The sequence below is a fragment of the Desulfobacter hydrogenophilus genome, assembly GCF_004319545.1.
Taxonomy (GTDB): Bacteria; Desulfobacterota; Desulfobacteria; order Desulfobacterales; family Desulfobacteraceae; genus Desulfobacter; species Desulfobacter hydrogenophilus.
On sequence record NZ_CP036313.1, the window covers coordinates 3,454,107 to 3,476,680 of the forward strand.

At 46.8% G+C, this 22,574-nt stretch carries 19 protein-coding genes; 16 read left to right on the plus strand and 3 right to left on the minus strand.

The genetic code is table 11. The annotated features are described in order from the left end of the window. Positions 1-42: 42 nt before the first annotated feature. Both EYB58_RS15425 and EYB58_RS15430 read left to right on the plus strand, forming a co-directional pair. Positions 43-1,707 (plus strand): SpoVR family protein, encoded by a 1,665-nt coding sequence (locus EYB58_RS15425; protein ID WP_111957334.1) that lies wholly within the window; start codon positions 43-45, stop codon positions 1,705-1,707. Continuing rightward, a complete protein-coding gene (locus EYB58_RS15430) occupies positions 1,704-4,034 on the plus strand; it encodes a serine protein kinase PrkA (protein ID WP_111957332.1) in 2,331 nt (776 codons plus the stop codon). The genes EYB58_RS15425 and EYB58_RS15430 overlap by 4 nt, the downstream gene beginning before the upstream one ends. Before the next feature lie 192 nt (positions 4,035-4,226). Here EYB58_RS15430 and EYB58_RS15435 read toward each other — a convergent pair whose 3' ends face one another. Together EYB58_RS15435 and recJ are read right to left on the minus strand one after the other, a co-directional pair. Beyond that, positions 4,227-5,411, minus strand: a complete 1,185-nt coding sequence (locus EYB58_RS15435) for a sodium:calcium antiporter (RefSeq protein WP_111957330.1) — start codon at positions 5,409-5,411, stop codon at positions 4,227-4,229. A gap of 117 nt (positions 5,412-5,528) precedes the next feature. Continuing rightward, entirely contained in the window at positions 5,529-7,232 is a 1,704-nt protein-coding gene (gene recJ / locus EYB58_RS15440) for a single-stranded-DNA-specific exonuclease RecJ (RefSeq protein ID WP_111957328.1), read from the minus strand. 155 nt (positions 7,233-7,387) lie between these two features. Between recJ and EYB58_RS15445 the strand changes: the two genes are divergently transcribed. From EYB58_RS15445 to EYB58_RS15510, 14 genes are all read left to right on the plus strand, one after another. Beyond that, positions 7,388-7,597 carry a DUF4911 domain-containing protein gene (locus EYB58_RS15445; RefSeq protein WP_111957326.1) on the plus strand — a complete coding sequence of 70 codons (210 nt, stop codon included), beginning with the start codon at positions 7,388-7,390 and terminating at the stop codon, positions 7,595-7,597. Further along, positions 7,584-8,948, plus strand: a complete 1,365-nt coding sequence (miaB, locus tag EYB58_RS15450) for a tRNA (N6-isopentenyl adenosine(37)-C2)-methylthiotransferase MiaB (protein WP_111957324.1) — start codon at positions 7,584-7,586, stop codon at positions 8,946-8,948. Before EYB58_RS15445 ends, miaB begins: the two co-directional genes overlap by 14 nt. A gap of 6 nt (positions 8,949-8,954) precedes the next feature. Continuing rightward, the gene (map, locus tag EYB58_RS15455; RefSeq protein ID WP_111957322.1) at positions 8,955-9,836 is read left to right on the plus strand and encodes a type I methionyl aminopeptidase; all 882 of its coding nucleotides are present in this window, start codon (positions 8,955-8,957) and stop codon (positions 9,834-9,836) included. Further along, a complete protein-coding gene (locus EYB58_RS15460; protein WP_111957320.1) occupies positions 9,826-10,590 on the plus strand; it encodes a lysophospholipid acyltransferase family protein in 765 nt (254 codons plus the stop codon). The genes map and EYB58_RS15460 overlap by 11 nt, the downstream gene beginning before the upstream one ends. 534 nt (positions 10,591-11,124) lie before the next feature. Then, positions 11,125-11,949 carry a nitrogenase iron protein gene (gene nifH / locus EYB58_RS15465; protein WP_111960560.1) on the plus strand — a complete coding sequence of 275 codons (825 nt, stop codon included), beginning with the start codon at positions 11,125-11,127 and terminating at the stop codon, positions 11,947-11,949. Between the two features lie 32 nt (positions 11,950-11,981). Further along, positions 11,982-12,341, plus strand: a complete 360-nt coding sequence (locus EYB58_RS15470) for a P-II family nitrogen regulator (protein ID WP_111960562.1) — start codon at positions 11,982-11,984, stop codon at positions 12,339-12,341. Then, positions 12,338-12,718, plus strand: coding sequence for a P-II family nitrogen regulator (locus tag EYB58_RS15475; RefSeq protein ID WP_111960564.1), 381 nt, complete (start codon positions 12,338-12,340; stop codon positions 12,716-12,718). Before EYB58_RS15470 ends, EYB58_RS15475 begins: the two co-directional genes overlap by 4 nt. Positions 12,719-12,756: 38 nt before the next feature. After that, entirely contained in the window at positions 12,757-14,388 is a 1,632-nt protein-coding gene (gene nifD, locus EYB58_RS15480; RefSeq protein WP_111960566.1) for a nitrogenase molybdenum-iron protein alpha chain, read from the plus strand. 254 nt (positions 14,389-14,642) lie between these two features. After that, on the plus strand, positions 14,643-16,019 hold the full coding sequence (nifK, locus tag EYB58_RS15485) for a nitrogenase molybdenum-iron protein subunit beta (RefSeq protein WP_111960568.1): 1,377 nt from the start codon (positions 14,643-14,645) through the stop codon (positions 16,017-16,019). Positions 16,020-16,048: 29 nt separating this feature from the next. Then, the gene (gene nifE / locus EYB58_RS15490; protein WP_111960570.1) at positions 16,049-17,425 is read left to right on the plus strand and encodes a nitrogenase iron-molybdenum cofactor biosynthesis protein NifE; all 1,377 of its coding nucleotides are present in this window, start codon (positions 16,049-16,051) and stop codon (positions 17,423-17,425) included. After that, positions 17,422-18,831, plus strand: coding sequence for a nitrogenase component 1 (locus EYB58_RS15495; protein WP_111960572.1), 1,410 nt, complete (start codon positions 17,422-17,424; stop codon positions 18,829-18,831). The genes nifE and EYB58_RS15495 overlap by 4 nt, the downstream gene beginning before the upstream one ends. Positions 18,832-18,860: 29 nt before the next feature. Further along, positions 18,861-20,180: a nitrogenase cofactor biosynthesis protein NifB gene (gene nifB / locus EYB58_RS15500; RefSeq protein WP_111960574.1), complete on the plus strand. Its 1,320-nt coding sequence runs from the start codon at positions 18,861-18,863 to the stop codon at positions 20,178-20,180. Between the two features lie 68 nt (positions 20,181-20,248). After that, complete coding sequence (locus tag EYB58_RS15505; protein WP_111960576.1) at positions 20,249-20,554, plus strand: (2Fe-2S) ferredoxin domain-containing protein; 306 nt, start codon at positions 20,249-20,251, stop codon at positions 20,552-20,554. After that, positions 20,554-21,699 carry a LeuA family protein gene (locus EYB58_RS15510; protein ID WP_131072083.1) on the plus strand — a complete coding sequence of 382 codons (1,146 nt, stop codon included), beginning with the start codon at positions 20,554-20,556 and terminating at the stop codon, positions 21,697-21,699. Before EYB58_RS15505 ends, EYB58_RS15510 begins: the two co-directional genes overlap by 1 nt. Before the next feature lie 96 nt (positions 21,700-21,795). Here EYB58_RS15510 and EYB58_RS15515 read toward each other — a convergent pair whose 3' ends face one another. Then, positions 21,796-22,530 carry a PEP-CTERM sorting domain-containing protein gene (locus tag EYB58_RS15515; RefSeq protein WP_111954918.1) on the minus strand — a complete coding sequence of 245 codons (735 nt, stop codon included), beginning with the start codon at positions 22,528-22,530 and terminating at the stop codon, positions 21,796-21,798. Positions 22,531-22,574 lie beyond the last annotated feature (44 nt).

A 22,574-nucleotide genomic window follows, 5' to 3' on the forward strand; every position in this document is an offset into this window, starting at 1 on the left:
AAAAAATTAAAGTGCCGGATAAAACAAGAAAGGCAGGGCCCAATGGAACTTGTCAGTCAGCATGTTAAAAAAATTATGGAAGAATGCAAGGTCAGAGCCAGGAATGAAGGCCTGAAATTTGATGATGAAACCCTTGAATATATCGTTACCAACCGGGACATGATTGAACTGTCACCCAAGATCATGATTCCCACCCTGTATGATTACTGGGTTCATGATGTAAGGGTTTTGTCAGGCAAAGGCATGTATGAAGCCTATCCTTCCAATCCTTATGAAACGGTTATCAATACCCGGCCGGCCATTTCCTACTATAACGATAATAACCCGGACTGGCTCAATGTTATGATTTTTTATCATGTGCTGGCCCATATTGATTTTTTTCAGAACAATTTGTTTTATGTAAATACCTGGGACGTTGATCTTACCGGTCAGGCTCTGGCTGATAAGCGTTTGATCTCTCAACTCAGAAGTGAAAAGGGCAGACGGTGGGTGGACTATATAATTGAGTTTTCCAGGGGTATGGACAATCTGGTGGGTTATCACAAGGCCCTGGACAGTATGTTGAGAACCCGGAATCAGCCTGCTGTCAGATTATCCAGACAGGATTATTATTTTGATGTTTTTTTGCAGAAAATAAAGCAGGTGTCCCACAATACTTACTTAAAAGAAATAGAAAGGTTCAATGCATGTAAAAAGAACATTGCCAAATTTTTTGAACCGGTTCATTCCCAGTACCCGGAGTTCGAGCAGATGTATAAAAAAGTGAAAAAGAACAAGGAAAAGCCGGCTCTGGACATCATGGAGTATATTATCAAGCATTCGCCGTTTTTACGGGCCGAGGAAAATCAGTGGATGAAATCCGTGATCCAGATCGTGCGCGATACGTCATTGTACTTCCAGCCCCAGATTCGCACAAAGATTATGAATGAAGGCTGGGCCAGTTACTGGCACGAATATCTGTTCATGAAGGATGAACGTATCCGTGGGCATGAAACGGATTTTGCAAAGGTGAATGCCACGGTAACCGCCCTGCCCAAGATCGGACTCAACCCTTACGCCTTAGGTCTGCGCCTGTTTGAACATATCGAAGATATGCAGAACAGGGGATGCTATTCCCTTGAGTATTTCCGCCTGAAAGATGAGAGGAACAGGCAACATTTTGATAAAGGAAACAAAAACGGCCATGATTTTATTTTTAAAGTCAGGGAGAATATGAATGATTTTACCTTTATCAACAAATTTGTGGACCAGGAATTTATAGACCATTACAAGCTATTTGTTACCGGCAAGCGATTTAATAGCGAACGCATGACCTGGCAATACTATATTAAATCCAAGAAAGCCGACGATTATAAAAATATGGTTATCGACACCCTGTATCATCCACCGATGATATATGTTGATGAGGAAAAGACCCAAAGCGGTGCGCTTTACCTAATCCATGAATTTGAAAATAAGCCCCTTAAAGCAGATTTTATTGAAAATACAATGATCGGTATTGAATTTATATGGGGGGGCCCTGTGTACCTTGAAACCAGCATACCCGTTGGAAAAGAACAGGAAACGGTCTCTCCGACTCATTTCTTGGATCCGTCTGCAGGTGGTTCCGGAACACTGGCGGCCCCAGTTATACGTGAAAAAATTAAGTGGCAGCGGGTATGTTACATAATGGATAAACGGAAATTAAACAGACGGGAGGTGGCATGACCATGGATACCAATACCAGTTCTGTGGATTCCGATGCAATTGGATCCGTAACCCAGGCTATGGATTTTTTAAACCGGAACATCCAGGATTACCAACAGCATAAGCCCGTCTCTTTCCAGGAATTCTTGCAGCTTCTCAATGCCAATCCTTCCCGGATTTTAAGAAATATTTTTCAGTCATTTCATGACATGATTAAAAGTCATGTGACTGAAATTGAAAATGATATAGATCATTCTGCCGTTACCAAATATGATACCGGTACGCTTTTTATGGAAGGTTCCGATACCCCGTATTTTCCGGATATGCTGTTTGCCAACCGGTTTATGAAACAGATGGATTATTTGCGTCACGGTAACCAGCAGAACAGGATTTATGTGTTTTACGGTCCCCACGGATGCGGGAAATCCACTTTTTTAAATAATCTTCTGGAAAAATTTGAGCAGTATGCCAATACCGAAGAGGGGTTGCGCTACGAAGTGGTATGGCGCCTGGATGTCAAAAAACTCAAAGGGCCTGAACCGTCTTTGATGCGCCTGTCTTCTTTTGAAAAATTGATTCAGTATATTGATAGTGATTCAATAGAAAGAAAGCCGGGGTCAGATCAAAAACAGGTCGATTTCGAAGGCCCGGAGCCTGAATTTATTGAGATCCCCTGCCTGTGCCATGACAACCCCTTTCTGGTGATACCCAAAGAACAAAGACGCGCTGTTCTGGACGAATTGATCAAAAACGATGAATTTAAATGGAAGCTATTCACGGAAAAACAGTATGAATGGGTATTTAAAGATGAGGTCTGCACTGTGTGCGCCTCCATTTACCAGAGCCTTTTGGAACGCCTAGACAAGCCGGCCAAGGTGTTTGATATGTTATATGCCAGACCCTATTATTTTAACCGACGCCTTGGCAACGGAATATCCGTGTTTAACCCCGGGGACAGGCCGTTGCGTCGAAACGTTATTCTCAACCAGATGCTCCAGAGTCGAATTAATGCGCTTTTTCAGGATTCCAACGTTATTAATTATATTTATTCCTCCTATGCAAAAATTCATAACGGTATCTATGCCCTTATGGATATTAAGTCGCACAATGTCGAGCGCATGGTTGAGCTCCACAATATTATTTCAGAGGCCATTCACAAGGTAGAGAATGTAGAGGAACACGTGGAGGCGTTGTTTTTTGCCCTCATGAATCCCGAAGATAAGCAAAATCTTAAAGATTTCCCCTCTTTTGAAGACCGTATTCAGTATATAAATATCCCATACGTTCTTGATGTGACCACAGAAGTTAAAATTTATGTGAATATCTTTGGACGCCATATTGAAAGCAGTTTTCTGCCTATGGTGCTTGAAAATTTTGCAAGAATTATTATTTGCACCAGAATCGGAAAAAAATCTCTTGCCTTAGATCAATGGATAAAAGATCCGAAAAAGTACCTGAATTTTTGTGATGAGAGCCTGATCTTGTTGCTTATGGAAATTTTTAGAGGAAGTATTCCTAACTGGCTGGATGACGAGGACAAAAAGGCGCTTGACAAAAAGACGATGAAAAAAATTATTGTCGAGTCTGAAGAATATGGGAAACAGGGATTGTCCGGTCGGGATTCCATTAAAATATTTGACCGGTTTTATTCGAAATTTGTTAAGGAAGACGGGCTCATCAACATGCTCGATTTATGTTCGTTTTTCAATAAACTCGAAGAACCCATACGCCAGATGATTCCGCAGGGGTTTTTGTCTTCACTTTTAAGGATGTATGACTATTCCATTCTCCAGCAGGTCAAAGAGTGCCTTTATTATTACAATGAGGAGCAAATCGCAAAGGATATAAAAAATTATATTTCCGCTGTGACCAATGAAATCGGCTCTGTTGTGGACTGTATTTTTACCAAAGAAGAGATTCATGTTACCGAGGCATTTCTTGAAAGCCTTGAAATAAGACTTCTGTCTGAAAATGCCGATGCAGAACGGCGCCAGGGGATGCGTCTGGATGTATTAAAGGAATATACAGGGCTTACGCTTTCCCACGAGATTATGATCGAAGGAAAGAGCATTGAACAGACCCGGCTGTTTAAAACCCTTCATGAACGATATGTGCATAACTTAAAAAAACGGGTGTTGGAGCCTTTTATTGACAATGCAAATTTCAGACGGGCTATAAAGGATTTTGATACCGAAGATTTTAAAGCCCATGATAAACGCATTAAACGCGATGTGAAATTTCTTATTTACAATTTAGTTAGTAAATTTGAGTATTCACAGCAGGGTGCCAATGAGATCTGTATTTATGTGATTGATAATAATTTAGCCAATAAATTTAAAGATACCTGATTGTCAGGCGGCGCGCGAACAATTAAATAAGTTGGGCAGAAATAACGCCGAATTTTGGTTCATCTACAAGGCGCATTAAAGGTTGAATAGCAGTCCTATTGGACCTTTGATGCAACGAAGTAGATGGGCCAAAAGGCAAGCTATTTGGTTCAAGTTGTTTAATCTGCGGTCCTTAGTGTAATTTAGTGGTTATCACCAACTGCCTGTCAAACCATTTGAAGCATTTTGTAAAAATTCGCTAATGCCTCCGGGTTGGCGCAAAAATTCGATAAATGCACCAGATGATTTTGTCAAAAATGAATTCCCGCCATTCAAATACTCTGCGGCACCAATCGCATAAAGAATAAAAACAACATAAATAACACCTAATACAAAAACATGCGGTATGCGCATTTCTTCACTGAAGTAATAGATACCTATTGTTACAATGGTAACAAGCAGAAGCATAACTTGGACATCTATAAACGTAGGGCCGGCTTCAATGAAGTCAATTTTTTGGCCCGTAAACAAAAGAAAAAGCGCAAGGGGAAGCCCCATACTGATGGTGATATCAAATATATTTGATCCCAATACATTGGATAACGCATCATCATAATTGCCTTTTTTAGCATCTTTAATGGAAATAATTGTATCCGGAACGCTGCTCACCGCCGCAACAAGGATCAATGCAACGAACAATGGATGTATTTTCAGTGCGTCTGCAATACCTTTACATCCTTCGACTATCCCTGCGCAAGCGACTGCCATAACCAGTGTAGAACCGAGTAATAATATCCAGCTTCTTCCCTTTATCCCTTCTTTAGATCTGAATTGATATTTTTCGAACCAGGCGTCAGACTCACCATTATTATAATCCTCCTGCTTTTCATTACTACCGTTTTTCATAGATAAGAGCGTATAAGCTAAATAAATGACATAGAAACCGGTAAAAACCCACCCATGCCAATGGGTGATGTAATTACTTGATAACAAGAGCAACATCATAATCTCGGCCCCTATGAGGAAAAGCCCATCTCTTAATATGACTTTTTTTGATACTTTAACTCCGGTAATGCCCATACCTAAAACAACCCAAATCACGAGCATTGGAATAATTATACTATTGAAAATCGCAGAACCGGCGTTTCCGCCTATACTCGCCGCAAAATCTCGACCCAAGTTTTCTTGTTCCGCTAAAATAAGAAAAAATACGGTGGTCAGCAATTCCGGCATGGAAGAGCCTATTGCATTTAAAGTCGCCCCCTTTACGCCGTCGTTCAAATTGCTTCCAAGACAGTCCGTTGCAGACTCAAAAACATCACAGGATTTTGCTATGATATACGAACAGGCCATCATCAGGATTAAGCCACCGTACCAGGTATGCAAAATAACATCCATAATTCCTATTCAACTCCCATTTTTTTCAGTATACGGTACTTATAAGTTAATTTTGGGTTAAAAATTGTAAGTTGTGGGATAATGTCAATAACGATTTTTCAGCTCCGATGAATTTAATTACATATCCTGAATAATAACCTGAACACAATTTTGCTTAAATCTGTCCACCTTAAGCTTTACCATCAGTTTTGGAAAAAATTCGGGCAGGCAGGTCGTGTCAGACAGGTTAAAGTGCAATGCCTCCACCTGGTATTTCCTGCTTTGATCCGTCAGGGTCATCTTTCGATGGCAACCGCCAATAATTATCGAAGACGCCACCCAGATGTTTTTCATAAGGAAGACCGGTTCCGGATTGCCGGTGCCAAAGGGTCGAAGCATATCGATCTGGCTGACAAGTTCCGGGGTGATATCTGTAATTTCAATAACGGCATCAATTTTCTGGACGGGTTTAAAATCTTTTTCTGTGCAGACCAAAGCCAGGATCTCTGTCAGCGCCGGTTTCAGACGTGCCAGGTTTTCTTTTTTGACTGATAGTCCTGCTGCCATGGCATGCCCACCAAAGGTTTCCAGCAAATTTCGGGTTTCAGACAATACCTTGTGTATATTTATCTGATTAATACTCCGACATGACCCTTTTGCAATGTCGTCTTTTGAGTTCAACAGCACCACCGGACAGGTATGCTTGCGGGCAAGCCTTGATGCGGCAATGCCAAGCACGGATGCCTCCCATTTGCTGTCCCACAATACAATAAGTCGGTTTTCAAGAATGGATGGATCGCTTGCAATACGCCGTTCAATATCTTCGACAATCTCTTTTTCAATGAGTTGGCGTTTTCTGTTCAGTTCATCAAGAAGGGCTGCGGTTGTCTCGGCCTGGGCCGGGGCAGGGCAGGTCAGGTGGGAAACACATATTCTTGCATGTGATATGCGACCCGCAGCATTCAGCCTTGGCACGATTTTAAATGAAATGTCGTCGGAATTAAGCTTATCCATGTCAACCCTTGATGTACGGGCCATGGAGACAAGCGCCGGACGAAGGCCCATGCGAATGCGTTTTATTCCTGCCACGCAAAGAACCCGGTTGTCCGCCACCAGGGGGACCATATCACCTATGGTGCCGATGGTGAACAGGTCCAGGTATTCGGATAATTTGGGTTCGGGAAATTGTTCCCATACCCCATTATCCCTGAATACTTTGCGTAAGCCCATAATCAGGTAAAATGCCACGCCAACACCGGCAAGATATTCAAGACAGGCGTTGCAATCGGCCTGTTTGGGATTGATCACGGCAAAGGCTTTGGGGATAGTCGTGTCCGGTTCATGATGGTCGGTGATGATAATGTCAATGTCTTCTTTGCCTGCCGCCTCAACCGCTTCATGGGAACTGATACCGCAGTCCACAGTGATGATCAGATCCACATCCATGGATACGGCCATCTCAATATGTGGCAATTGAAGGCTGTAGCCTTCCTTTGTCCTGTGGGGCACATACCAGGACAGATCTGCCTCCACTATGGAGAGAAACTGGTAAAGCATGGCTGTAGCCGTGACCCCGTCCGCATCAAAATCACCAAAAACAAGAATTTTTTCTTTGTTGCTTACCGCTGTATAAATCCGTTTTACAGCCTTGTCCATGTCCTTTAATTCAAAGGGGCTGCTCAGTCTGGAATAATCCGGATTTAGAAAAAATTTGGCGTCATCAGCTGTTGTGATCCCTTTGTCTGCCAGCAGTCCGGCAATAACAGGATGGCAGTCAAGGGCCTTTTGAAGTCTTTGAACAACTTGGCTGTCAGGTGTTGTATATGTAAGTTTGATCTCCATAAAATGCCGGGGTTATACCTTCTTGGGTGACGACGTGTCAATCGTGTGGCAATAAAGACATCAAGGCTGACAATTTTGTTCAGACAAAACTCTTGAACAACCAGCTTTATTGGTGGTATTATTTCCGGTTTATAAAGGATTAGGGTTAAAGTATTATGCAATCTGTTGTAAAAGAATATATGGTGGATAAAACAAAAATCGGATTTATCCGTTTTATTTTTGAAGCCTATGAAGGTATAGCCGTTGTCACAACATTGGAGCCTGGAACCGGCCATATCCAGCTTGCCATGCCCCCTGACCGGCAGGCCGAGGTAAATATGGTCACGCAAGCGTTAAAAAAGGACTTTTATTTTGAGCCAAGATAAGCCAAAAGCCTATGTAAAAACCATCGGGTGCCAGATGAATGTGTATGATTCCCAGATTCTGGCAGGCCTTTTGCGAAATGCAGGGTATGAACAAACCCGTGATCCGGACCTGGCAGATCTGGTTTTGTGTAATACCTGCGCCATCCGCCATAAGGCCCAGGAAAAGGCCTATAGCTTTTTGGGTCGTTTCGCAGGCACACGGATTAAGGGAAAACGCCCGCTGACCATCATGGCCGGCTGTGTGGCCCAAAAAGAAAAGGAAAAAGCATTTGTACGTCTGCCACATCTTGACCTGGTTTTAGGTACCCAGGCCTTTGGGCGTTTTGAGACGCATCTGAACACCCTGGTTTCCGGTAAAACCCGTATTGTGGACACCGAACCCAGCGAAAATATTTTCGAAGGCTTTTCCAAGGATGCCTTGCCCGGAAAGAATCAGGTGTCACGCTTTGTAACCATCATGCAGGGGTGTGAAAATTTTTGCACCTATTGTGTGGTGCCCTATGTCCGGGGAAAGGAAAGAAGCCGGGATCCATTCGCCATTGTAGAAGAGATTGAGGGGCTGGCCGCTTCCGGGGTGCGTGAGATTACCCTGCTGGGCCAGAATGTTAATTCCTATGCCGGTAATAATGGACAGGTTAGCTTTGCTGATCTGCTTCTTCTTGTCAGCAGAGTGGACGGAATTGAACGGATTCGGTTTGCCACGTCCCATCCCAAGGATTTATCCAATGATTTGATCCAGGCCATAAAAAACATTGACAAGGTGTGCAACCATCTTCATCTGCCGGTTCAGTCCGGTTCCAACGACATCTTAAAACGGATGAACCGAAAATATGACCGTGACACCTATTTTACAAGAATTTCAGCCCTAAGACAGGCCTGCCCGGATATTGCTCTGTCCACGGATCTTATTGTGGGGTTTCCTGGCGAAACCGTATCTGATTTTCAGCAAACCATGGATTTGCTTGAGAGCGTAGAATTTGATGCGGTCTTTGCCTTTTCCTATTCAGCAAGATCGTTTACGCCGGCTGCCAAATTTTCAAACCAACTGGATGAGCAGACCAAGAAGGACCGGCTCAACGCGCTGCTTGATTTCCAGGAAAAGATAACAGAAAAGAAAAACAATGCCTTTGTTGGTAAAAAAGTGACGGTGTTGGTGGAAGGTGACAGCCCTAAACCCAGGGACGGATTTGTAAAGAAAAATAAAAATACCAGACAGATGTTCGGCCGAAGCGATGCAAACAAAATTGTTCATTTTGCATCGGATCAGGCTGCCGTCGGGGATCTGGTGACACTTGAAATTATAAACGCATACCCCCATTCCCTTTGGGGAGAGGTCTGCGAAAGCGATTAAGATGTTATGAAAATTAAATCAACGACCATTCGACCCAATGAACTGTGCCCGTGCGGCAGCGGAAAAAAATTTAAAAATTGCTGCAGAAATAAAAAAACTGAACTTTCTTTGAAAGATAAATATAAAAATAAGTATGATATCATTCTGAAAACACCTGAACAGGTCGAGGGTATTAGAAAATGCGGAAAACTGCTTTTATCCATTATGGAAGGAGTTGAAAAGATGATCCGACCCGGCCTGAAAACCGATGATATTAACACCTATGTTCATGAACAGACCATTAAAGCCGGGGCCGTACCTGCACCGCTCAACTACCGGGGATTTCCCAAAAGTGTCTGCGTTTCCGTTAACGATGTTATCTGCCACGGAATACCCGGTGAGCGGGTGCTTGAAGATGGGGATATTGTCAATGTTGATATTACTCCGATTCTGAATGGTTACTATGCCGACGCTAATAGAACCTTTTTTGTGGGGACGCCCGGACGCGATGCCCAGAAAATTGTTGCCGTGGCTGCTGAAAGCCTTCGTTTGGCCATAGAGCAAGTCAAGCCTGGGGCCACCCTGGGAGATATTGGGCATGCCATTCAAAAATATGCCGAAGGTCAGGGATGTTCGGTTGTCAGGGAATTTGTCGGTCATGGTGTGGGACTTGATTTCCATGAACAGCCCCAGGTTCTTCATTTTGGACGGCCCGGTACCGGCATTACCCTTGTTCCCGGCATGGTGTTTACCATTGAACCCATGGTTAATTTAGGCAAAAAAGGACTGCATGTGCTTGAGGATCGGTGGACAGCGGTAACCAATGACGGATCCCTGTCCGCCCAGTTCGAACAGACTCTTCTTGTGACAGAAGACGGGTATGAAAGTTTAACCCCATATGCGTTATAGTAAGACGACGGTATTAAATAAGGTTTTTTCAGCCGTATTTATTGCCTTTATCTGTGTCACATCCGCCTTTTTTTTCTGTGTGGCCTGTGTGTTGCGGATTTGCACCGCGCCCTTTGATCCGCGAAGAATTGTGTCAAACGTTTTCAGTGCGTTCTGGGCCTCGATTTATATCTGGGTTATGCCGCCCTGGTCCGTAAACATTGTGGGCCGGGAAAAACTTGATATCCGCAAAAACTATGTGTTTGTATCCAATCATCAAAGTCAGCTGGACATCCTTGTGCTTTACCGACTGCTGTTTCCCTACCGGTGGGTGTCCAAGGCTTCCGTTTTCGAACTGCCGTTCATTGGGTGGAATATGGCGCTTAACAATGGGGACATTAAGCTTAAACGTGGCGATAGGGACAGTATCAAGGCCATGATGGCCGCATGTGAAGTGCTTTTACGGCAAAACGTCTCCATTTTTTTCTTCCCCGAAGGCACACGGTCCAAAGATGGCCGTATCGGCAGGTTCAAACCTGGAGCTTTTATCCTGGCTAAAAACACAGGGGTTGACATTCAGCCCATTGCCATCAGTCATACCAATAAGGCTTTGCCTAAATATTCGTTGACCTTTCAGGGGCACACCGAGATGACAGTAAAGGTTCTGGATACCATTCCCTTTTCCCGGTTCAGGGATCTGACTCCTGAAAAGATTGCCGATATGGTAAGGACGTTGATTGCCCGCCATGTCGCCGGTTGCCGGAAATCGGTATGATTGTATCAACAATATAGTTTCTGTGTTTTTTTCTATAATTAGCCGATATTCTTTAACAGCGTGCACATCCTTTCAAAAATATGTCTTCGAGATATCGTGTCGGAATATCTCATAAAATATTAGTAATTACGATTTTGTAATATTATTATAGCGGTTAGTGACCCATTGGGATGACATTCATACCACAGGGTTTTGGATCATAATCCGATTCATTGAGCTTAAATTCTGTTTAAATTTTCATTTAGCCCTCATTGAAATAAATTAAAGAGTAATAATTTATTTATTAAACATATATATTACATATTTGTGTCGTAATATATTTCATTTTTGTATTATATATCCCCTGTCTAATTTCTTTGCAAATAAATAAAAATTTTTTTTTATTTAAATCAATTTGTAATTCAAACAAGTTATATTTTTTGTCGTTTATTCGAGATCACGATGGAACACCCGTTGCAGTTACAGGCATTACGACGGCGGACAGGTTATTTGCCTGTTAAAAACAACTAAAGCTTAATTTAAGGAGTTATAAAAATGAGAAAGGTAGCAATCTACGGAAAAGGCGGCATCGGCAAATCCACTACAACTCAGAATACGGTAGCAGGACTGGTGGAGGCCGGCAAAAAAATCATGATCGTGGGCTGTGACCCCAAGTCTGACTCCACACGGCTTATGCTCAATGGCCTGGCCCAGAAAACCGTTCTGGATACCCTGAGAGAAGAGGGTGAAGATGTTGAACTTGAAGATGTCAGAAAAGCGGGATACGGCGGGGTTATGTGCACGGAATCAGGCGGACCGGAACCCGGTGTTGGCTGCGCCGGCCGAGGGATCATCACCTCCATCAACCTGCTGGAACAGCTGGGCGCTTATGACGAAGAGCAGAATTTGGATTATGTATTTTATGATGTTCTGGGTGACGTTGTCTGTGGCGGATTTGCCATGCCCATCCGTGAAGGCAAGGCCCAGGAAATTTATATTGTCGTCTCCGGCGAGATGATGGCTATGTACGCGGCCAACAACATCTGCAAGGGTATCGTAAAATTTGCCCAGTCCGGCGGAGTTCGTCTCGGCGGCTTGATCTGTAACTCCCGTCAGGTCGACAACGAAGAGGAAATGATTTTACAGCTGGCCAAGAAACTGGGCACCCAGATGATCCACTTTGTTCCCAGGCACAACATGGTTCAGCAGGCTGAGATCAACAGAAAAACGGTTATTGATTTTGCGCCGGACCACCCCCAGGCAGATGAATACCGGGCCCTGGCCAGAAAAATGGATGAAAATAAAACGTTTGTCATCCCCACGCCCCTTGAGATTGAAGAACTGGAGTCCCTGCTCATTGAATACGGGATCGCGGCGTAACCAAAAACCTAAGAACCATAAGGAATATTTAAATGAAAGTAATGATTAAAGCCATCGTTCGCCCTGAAAAAGTTAACGCAGTCATGGCCGCCCTCATGGAATCAGGATATCCGGCGGTCACCCGGATGAGTGTGGCCGGACGTGGAAAACAGCGGGGAATCAAAATCGGTGAAATCACCTATGACGAAATTCCCAAGGAGATGCTTTTATCGGTTATCGATGAAAAAGATCGTGATTTTGTCCTTAAAACCATTTTACAAACCGCAAAGACCGGTGAGAAAGGCGCCTTTGGCGACGGCAAGATTTTTATCTCTCCGATCATTGAGTCTTATACCATCAGCTCAGGCAAAAAAGACATAGACCTTGATGAAGACCTGGCGGTGGCATCATGAAAGAGATCATGGCTATTGTTCGCATGAACAAGATCAATGCGACCAAAAAGGCCTTGATTGGCGCGGGTGTTTCTTCCATGACCGCCCAGGAGTGTCTGGGACGCGGCAAAGCCCTGGTGAGCATGGAGCTGCTTAAGGGTGCGCAAGAGGGGCATGAAGAGGCCATTGCCCAGCTGGGCCAGAGCGACGGCCTCCAGCCCAAGCGGGCCATCTTTGTGGTTGTGCCGGACAAACTGGTTCAAAAAACCGTAGACACCATTATAGACGCCAACCAAACCGGAAAAACAGGAGACGGGGTCATATGGGTCATGCCCACCGACGACTCCATCTCCGTGAGGACATCTGAAAGCGGAGATGCCGTTCTTGACGAATTTTAAGTAAAATAACATGAGAGAAAAGATAGGGGTATAAACATATGACAGGCGAACGAACCCATACCGTTAACCCGGAAGATATAAAAAAAGAAATACTGTCCAAGTATCCGCCCAAAGTGGCCCGGAAACGCGGCAAACAGATCACCCCGGTTTCAAGCGATGATAAAGAGGGCCTCCAGGTAGGCGCCAATGTCAGGACCGTTCCGGGCATCATCACCCAGCGCGGATGCTGCTATGCCGGCTGCAAAGGCGTTATTATGGGTCCGACCCGGGATATCATCAATTTAACCCATGGCCCCATCGGCTGCGGATTTTATTCCTGGCTGACCCGGCGCAACCAGACCCGTCCCCCATCAGACGATGCCGACAATTATATGACCTACTGCTTTTCCACGGACATGAAGGACGAAGACATTGTTTTCGGCGGGGAAAAGAAACTTAAAGCGGCCATTCAGGAGGCCTATGACATTTTTAAACCCAAGGCCATCTCCATCTTTTCCACCTGTCCGGTGGGTCTGATCGGCGATGATGTCCATGCCGTGGCAAGGGAGATGAAGGAAAAGCTTGGCATCAATATTTTTGGATTTTCCTGTGAAGGCTACAAGGGCGTGAGCCAGTCCGCTGGCCATCATATTGCCAACAACGCCATTTTTAAACATGTTGTGGGCTTGAATGACACGGTCATGGACGCGAAATTTAAAATTAATTTGCTGGGTGAATACAACATCGGCGGCGACGGGTTCATCATTGACGAATTGTTGCATAAGTGTGGCATTGACCTTGTTTCCACATTTTCAGGCAATTCCACCGTTGACCAGTTTGCCAACTGTCACACCGCAGATCTCAATGCGGTCATGTGCCACAGATCCATTAACTACGTCGCAGACATGCTGGAGACAAAGTACGGCATTCCCTGGATAAAAATCAGCTTTACGGGACCAACGTCAACCGCCAGCAGCCTGCGTAAAATAGCCGCTTATTTTGAAGACCAGGAACTCATTGACCGGGTGGAAGAGGTGATTGCCGAGGAGATGATTCCCGTTGAGGCCAAAATCAAAGATGTCAAAAAACGGTGTGAGGGCAAAACCGCCATGATGTTTGTGGGTGGTTCCCGGGCCCACCACTACCAGGAACTGTTCAAAGAGATCGGCATGAAGGTGCTGTCCGCCGGATACGAATTTGCCCACAGGGATGATTATGAAGGACGCCATGTCATTCCGGATATCAAGGTTGATGCCGATTCCAGAAATATTGAAGAATTGACCATAGAAAAAGATGAAAACCTGTACAGCCCCAGAAAGACCCCGGAACAGATGCAGGCGCTGGAAGAAAAGGGGTATCCGTTTAAAGAGTATGAGGGTCTGCTCCCTGAAATGACCAAAGGCTCCCTGATCGTTGATGACATCAGCCATCACGAAACAGAAACCCTGATCGCCATGTACAAGCCGGACATCTTCTGTGCCGGTATCAAGGAAAAATATGCAGTTCAGAAGCACGGTATTCCCATGAAACAGCTCCACTCCTATGATACGGGTGGGCCATACGCGGTATTTAAAGGCGCGATAAACTTTTTTGAAGAAATTGACCGCATGCTCAATGCCAATATCTGGCAATACCTGGAAGCCCCCTGGCAGAAGGACCCCGAATTGTCCGCCACGTTCGTTGGGGAATAACGGCCATGGGCCAAGGATTTCATATAACAGCCATGGGCCGACCTGGTTTATCAATACCCAGGCACAGCCCACAACAAAGGTTGAAAGATCTGAGTAACTTATCCAGACTTTCATATAAAACAGCCATGGGCTGACCTGGTCTATCAACACCCAGACTCAGCCCACAACGAGAGTTGAAAGATCTGGGTAGGTTACACAGACTTTCGTATAAAAAATACCTGAAAACATAGATAAAAAGCAACAGGAGTAAACTTATGCTGCTTCGACATACACCCAAAGAGATTAAAGAAAGAAAAGTCCTGTCTGTTAACCCGGCGAAGACCTGCCAGCCCATCGGGGCCATGTACGCAGGCTTAGGGATCCATGGCTGCCTGCCTCACAGTCATGGTTCCCAGGGCTGCTGCGCCTATCACAGGTCCGCGCTGACCCGTCATTACCGTGAACCCATTATGGCGGCCACCTCCTCCTTTACTGAAGGGGCATCGGTATTCGGTGGCCAGGCCAACCTGCTTCAGGCCCTTCTAACCATCTTCACCACGTATAAGCCGGACGTGGTTGCGGTGCACACCACCTGTCTGTCGGAAACCATTGGCGACGACGTGAACCAGATTGTCAAGAAGGCCTATAAAGACGGCACAATCCCCGAAGGCAAGTATGTTGTCCATACATCCACCCCATCCTATGTGGGATCCCATGTCACAGGTTTTTCCAACATGGTTAAGTCTATGGCCCTCCAGCTTGCTGAAAAGACCGGCAAATCCAACGGGAAAGTCAACATTGTGCCCGGATTTGTGGAGCCTTCGGATATGGCTGAAATGAAGCGGATCGCTGCGATGTTGGGCATTGAATCCATCCTCTTCCCGGACACCTCGGGTATTTTGAACGGCCCTATGACCGGCAAATTCAATATGTACCCCAAGGGCGGCGTTTCCATCGAAGAATTGAAGAGTATCGGCGACAGTATCGGCTCCATCGGGCTGGGCGCCTGGGCCTCGGCAGATCCGGTCAGAGCGATTGACTCTCAGTTCAAGGTCCCCTGCCAGGTGCAGGATCTGCCCATCGGCCTTTTGGCCACAGACCGGTTTGTTGATGCCCTGCGCACCGCAGCCGGCGTCTCGGTACCCGATACCATTAACCAGGAACGCGGCCAGCTTTTAGATGTGATCTCAGACATGCAGCCCCACCTGTACGGCAAAAAGGTGGCCATTGCCGGAGACCCGGATCAGGTCATCGCCCTGACCGAATTTCTGGTGACCATCGGCATGAAACCGGTTCACATCGTTACCGGCACCCCGGGCAAGGCCTTTACCAAGCGGATCAAGGAAGTTACGGCCCGGTTCGGAGACGAGATCAACGTCAAGAGTCCAAGCGACCTGTTCCACCTGCATCAGTTGATCAAAAACGAACCTGTGGACCTGCTCATCTGCAATACCTACGGCAAGTACATTGCCCGGGACGAGGACATTCCGTTTGTACGCCACGGATTCCCCATTCTGGACCGGGTCGGTCACTCCTACTTTCCCACCGTGGGATACAAAGGCGGGTTGCATTTCCTGGAAAAGATTTTGGGTGCCCTGATGGACCGCACGGACCGGGATGCACCGGAAGAACGTTTTGAACTGGTAGAGTAAATGACAGCAGTAAGTAAAGGATAAATAAAATGACCTCCATATCGGTACTCAAACAGCGGGAAAACCAGATCTACCAGAAGGGTAACCAGCCCTTTAAGATGGAATGTGAAACCAAGAGTCTGGCCGGCGCAGTCAGTCAGCGGGCCTGTGTATTCTGCGGCTCAAGGGTGGTGCTTTATCCCATCGCCGATGCCTTGCATCTGATTCACGGCCCCATCGGGTGTGCCTCCTATACCTGGGATATCAGAGGGGCCCAGTCTTCGGGCCCGGAGCTTCACCGGATGAGTTTTTCAACGGACCTGTCAGAGACCGATATTATCTATGGCGGAGAAAAAAAGCTGAAAAAGGCATTGCTGGAGCTGATTGAAAAATATTCGCCCAAAGCCGCCTTTATCTATTGTACGTGCATTGTGGGCATTATTGGTGATGACGTGGACGCGATCTGCCGCCAGGTGGAAGATCAGACCGGTATCCCTGTCATCGCTGTCCACTCCGAAGGATTTAAAGGCACCAAAAAAGACGGGTACAAGGCCGCCTGCGACGCCTTGTTCAGTCTGATCGAAAGAAATAAGGCCCCCCGGGTTACCCTTCCGGATTCCATCAATATTCTGGGTGAATTTAATATTGGCGGAGAGACATGGATCATAAAAAAATATTATGAATCCATGGGGGTCAAGGTGGTCTCTGTCATTACAGGTGACGGCCGGGTGGAAGAGGTCCAGCAGGCACGCAATGCCGCCCTGAACGTGGTCCAGTGTTCAGGGTCGGTTATCCACCTGGCAAAGCAGATGGAGAAAGACTACGGCATCCCTTATATACGGGTTTCCTATTTCGGCATTGAAGATACCTCGGATGCCCTGTACCAGGTGGCCGTGTTTTTTGACAAAAACCCCGAAATTCTTAAAAAAACCCAGGACATGATCAGAAAGGAAGTCCAGGCCATTGTCCCCCGCCTGGAAACCATGAAAAAAGACCTTGAAGGTAAAAAAGCCGCCATCTACGTAGGCGGCGCGTTCAAGGCATTTTCCATGATCAAGGCATTAAAAACCCTTGGCATGGAAGTGGTCCTGGCCGGATCCCAGACCGGTACCCAGGAAGATTATGAAGTGCTCAGGCAGATGTGTAACGAAGGCACCGTGATTTTAGACGACTCAAACCCGCTGGAGCTGGCCAAGTATTCCGTTGAAAAGGACGCAGACCTGTTCATCGGCGGGGTTAAGGAACGCCCCATTGCCTATAAGATGGGCATCGGGTTCTGCGACCATAACCATGAACGCAAAATTCCGTTGGTGGGATTTGAAGGCATGGTCAATTTTGCAAAAGAAGTACATGGAACCGTTACAAGCCCGGTATGGGATCTTGTACCCAGGCGGCAGAAACCGGCCGGAAAGGAAGGTGCGATATGACCCTGAAAAAACATAAAGATACACCATCATACACCGCGACCCAGAATGCATGCAAAATGTGCACACCCCTGGGGGCCACCCTGGTGTTCCAGGGAATTGAGGGCTGTGTGCCCCTGCTTCACGGCTCCCAGGGGTGCTCCACCTATATGCGGCGCTACCTGATCTCCCATTTCAAGGAGCCGGTGGATATTGCCTCATCCAACTTCACCGAGGAAACCGCCGTATTCGGCGGCGGGGCCAACCTGAAACTGGCCATTGAAAACGTGGCACGCCAGTATGCTCCGTCCATGATCGGGATCGCCACCACCTGCCTGTCCGAAACCATTGGTGATGATGTCCAGTTAATTTTAAACAGCATGGACAATCATATAAACGGTACGGCCCTGGTCCATGTTTCCACACCGGCTTACAGCGGCACCCATGTGGACGGATTTCACGGTGCCGTGGCCGCTGTTGTGGACCGCTTCAACCCGGTGGGCAAGAGAATCGTTTACCGGCCCAAGAAAAAGAAAAAAATCAATCTGTTTCCCGGCATGCTTTCCAACGAAGATCTGCGGCATTTAAAAGATATTTTTGAGGATTTTCATACCCCTGTCACCATTCTGCCCGATTATTCCGAACGGCTGGAAGGACCGTCATGGGAGGAATATCAGGCCATCCAGAAAGGTGGCACGTCCATTTCGGCCATTGAAAAGATGAATGTGGCCGTCCACACCCTGGAGTTTGGTGCCGTGCTGGCGCTGACTGCAGAAATGGGCCAGAAAACCGCGGGAGACATTTTAAGCAAACGCTTTGGTGTTCCCTGCACACGCCTTCCCATCCCTATCGGGGTAAAAGCCACGGATCGTTTTCTGGATACCCTGTCCCAGATTTCGGGCAGGCCCGTGCCTGAAAAGTATAGAAAAGAGAAATGGCGGCTGGTGGATGCCTATGTGGACGGCAATAAATATGTAGCGAAAAAACGGGCCCTGATTTACGGCGAAGAGGATTTTGTCGTGTCCATGGCCGGCTTTCTTGCCGAAGTGGGTATTATACCCGTGCTCTGCGCATCCGGCGGCAAAAGCAAAACATTTAAAAAAGCCCTTGAAGATACCCTGCCCGAAACCCTCATTGACCAGGTTGTCATCCAGAATGACATGGATTTTACCTGCATGGAAGAAACTGCCGCAGCCATGCCCGAAGACCTGCGGCCTGAAATTATCATCGGCAACTCCAAGGGATATGCCATGGCAAGACGGCTGAAAATTCCATTGGTAAGGGTGGGGTTTCCCATCCACGACCGGGTGGGCGGCCCGCGCATCCTGCACGTTGGCTACAAAGGGGCCCAGCAATTGTTTGACAATATCGTCAATACAATTCTTACGGCAAAACAGACCGAATCCAGAATCGGATACTCATATATGTAACTCGATCATTGAGTGTAAGGAAAATTAAAATGAACATAGATAACCACCCCTGTTTTAATAAAAAATCCTGCAAGGATTTCGGTCGTGTCCACCTCCCGGTTGCACCGGCCTGTAATATCCAGTGCAATTTCTGCAACAGAAAGTTTGACTGTGTCAATGAAAGCCGCCCCGGGGTGACCTCCTCCATTTTGAGCCCGGACCAGGCCATGGCCTACCTGGCAGATGTGGTTGAGGCCAAACCCAACACCTCTGTGGTGGGCATTGCAGGCCCGGGTGATCCCTTTGCCAACGGCGACAAAACCATGGAAACCTTGACCCGGGTGCGTGCCACTTATCCGGAAATGCTCTTGTGCGTGGCCACCAACGGCATGAACATCCATCCTTATCTGGATGAACTCAAAGCCATCAATACCACCCATGTAAGCATCACCATTAATGCGGTGGACCCAGACATCGGCGCCAAGATTTATTCATGGGTCAGGGACGGCAAACGGTCCGTGGGCCCGGCCCAGGGCGCAGAACTGCTTTTAGAACGCCAGCTTGCCGCCGTCAAAGGCCTTAAAGAACGCAATATTATGGTTAAGGTCAACTCCATTCTTTTGCCCGGCATCAATGAAGACCATATGGTAGACGTGGCAGAAAAAATGGGTGAAATGGGTGTGGATATCTTCAACTGCATGCCTTATTTTCCCACCAAGGGCGCAAATTTTGAGGACATGGAAGAACCGGGTAAAGATCTGGTCAATACAATTAGAAAAGCAGCCAAGGTCTTTGTCCCCCAGATGACCCATTGCAAACGCTGCCGGGCCGATGCCGTGGGCCTGCTGGACGATCCCCTGAATCAGAAACTCATGGATCGACTGACCTACCACGCCACGGCACCCATCCCTTTATCCAGTGCACCCAAGTATTGCCACGAAGCGCCCGTTGAGGAAGATGTCTATGCGTTCAACTCTTTCGTCCCACGGCCCTATGTGGCCCTGGCCACCCGGGAAGGTGCGTTGATTAATCAGCACCTGGGTGAGGCCACACAGTTACACGTCTATGACTTAAATCAGGAAACCCCGACACTTGTGGAAACAAGGAACTTGCCTAAAACCGGCGGCGGGGATCTCAGATGGCAGAATCTGGCCCGGACCATTAAAGATTGCCACACCATTCTTGTGTCCGGCGTCGGGGAAACCCCTAAAAAAATTCTGGGCACCATGGGATTTACCATCCATGAGGTCAACGGCATGATTGATCTTGTCCTCATGGCTTTGAAAAAAGGGGAGTCGTTAAAGCATTTGGTTGTCCGGGCACAGACTTCCTGCGGGGAGTGCCGGGGAACCGGCACCGGTTGTATGTAGCTTATGTTTGATCCAAACCCCATTTAAGCGACACTAATTAACAGAATAAAATTTTGAAGGATAAAAAAATGAATAAACCTGCAAAACACATCCTCGTATGCTCAAGTTTTCGTCCCAGTGGAGAACCCAAAGGCAAATGCCACAGAAAAGGGTCCGGGGATTTCATGGCCTATATTGAAAATGAAGTGATTGACAGGGGCCTTGAAGAGGTACTGATCTCTTCCACCTGCTGTCTGAAACAGTGTGATGACGGCCCTGTCATGGTAATTTATCCGGATAATATCTGGTATGGGCACGTGGAGAACGAAGAGGCCATTGACGCTATTTTAGATGCCATGGAAGACGGCGAGATTGCAGAGGACTACGTACTGTAATGAAAACCCATGATGTGCGGGTCTGGATGGTAGACACCACCCTTCGGGACGGGGAACAGGCCCCGGGTGTCTTTTTCAGGCCCCTGGAAAAACTGACCATTGCACGTCAGCTTGCCGAATGCGGGGTTGACGAGATTGAAGTGGGCATCCCTGCCATGGGCGAGTTTGCATGCCGGGAAATTAAAGCCATTGCCCAGCTGAACCTGTCCAGCATGCTCACCTGCTGGTGCAGGGCGGTCAAAAAAGATATTGAACTGGCCGTGGGCTGCAACACCCCCGGGGTGCATATCAGTTTTCCCACGTCATCCATTCTGCTCAAGACCTTTGAAAAAAATGAGAATTGGGTGCTTGAGACCCTGGATGACACCGTTCGGTTCGCAAGACACTATTTTGACCAGGTATCCGTGGGCGCCCAGGATGCCACCCGCACAGACATGGATTTTCTTTTACGGTTCTGCCAGGCAGCCATCGGATTAGGTGTTCACCGGGTGCGGCTTGCCGATACCGTGGGCATGATCACCCCGTCCGCACTCATGGATATGGTGGAAACCCTTTTAATCCGGCTGCCCGGGCTGGCCCTTGAATTTCACGGACACAACGATCTTGGCATGGCCACGGCCAATGCCGTGTCTGCCGTGGATGCCGGCGCCAAGGCCATCAGTGTCACGGTGAACGGACTTGGGGAGCGGGCAGGCAATGCCCGCCTTGAAGAAGCGGCCATGGCCCTGTTCGGTATTGGTGCCAAAAAAAGTAATATGCGCCTGTCAGGGCTTACCCGGCTATGCAATACAGTGGCAAGATTTTCAGGACAGCAGATCCATGCGGCCAAACCCATTGTGGGGTCCAGGATTTTTTCCCATGAGTCCGGCATCCACTGTGCCGGCCTGTTGAAAGATACACGATCCTATGAATTATATGATCCCAAACAGGTGGGCAGGAGTAACCCAAGACAGATGGTTTTAGGGGTGCACTCCGGCTCGGCCGCCATAAAATATGCCCTGGCCCACCGCAATATCAACATTGATGCAGATGCCGCCCAACGGTTGCTGCCCCAGGTCCGGGCTGCGGCTGCCGCAGGAAACAAGCCCGTAACCCCGGAGCTGCTGGAGTCCATCTATCGCAGGACTTTGTGCATCGGGCATTAGAAATTATTAAGATGATGTCCTCGCTGGTATCCTAAAAAAAACAGCAGGGCTTTTTTCAAAGATCCCTGCTGCTTATAAATTAAAATCTAAGTTCGTTTAAATCATTCTTCTGGTAATACCTGCAATTCCGATAAGGCCAAATCCAAAGAGAAGCATTGTTGCAGGTTCCGGGTTCTGGATAGTTGAAAAATCATCTAAGCCAAAGCCGTCACTTTGTGATGTTGTTGCCCAGGAAAGCGTGGAAAGGACTTCATCGTCGGCCCATGAAATACCAACAAAAAAACTTGTCTTATTCGCTTGATGAGAAAACTTGTAATTATTATTGGCATCATTGTTTACAAACATAGTGGTCGTATTATAATCAGCTGGGTCCTGGATATAAAAAAATAAGTTTGTCAATGACGTATCTGTAAGCGTCAATGTGAGCAGCGTAATATCTCCGGAGTCTAACCATTGACTTGCGCCTTCACTTGTTGTCATATTGTTGCGGTACCAGTCAGAGTCTCTGTCCTGAATAGAAAAATAAGCTTCATCAGACTTATGAGACCCCTTGAGGTTATTCTGAATATTATATGAAGAGGCCCCTTTGCCGATTTCGCCTCCAGCAGTGAATGTCCCCACGCCTGTATCTCTTTTTTCGGTATACCACCCCGCATCAATGTCTTCAAAATCCTCTAAAACATGAACAGAACCGTGTTGATCCCCAATCCAACCATTGATCATCGAGATGTTTTCATTCTTAACTTCCCAAACATCAATGGTCATGGCAAATGCAGGCGTTCCACCCACAACAAAAAAACAAATACATAAAAATAACATCAACTTCTTCATTTAAAATTCCTCTTATAATTAGCCGTGGTAATCTAACGATCTCC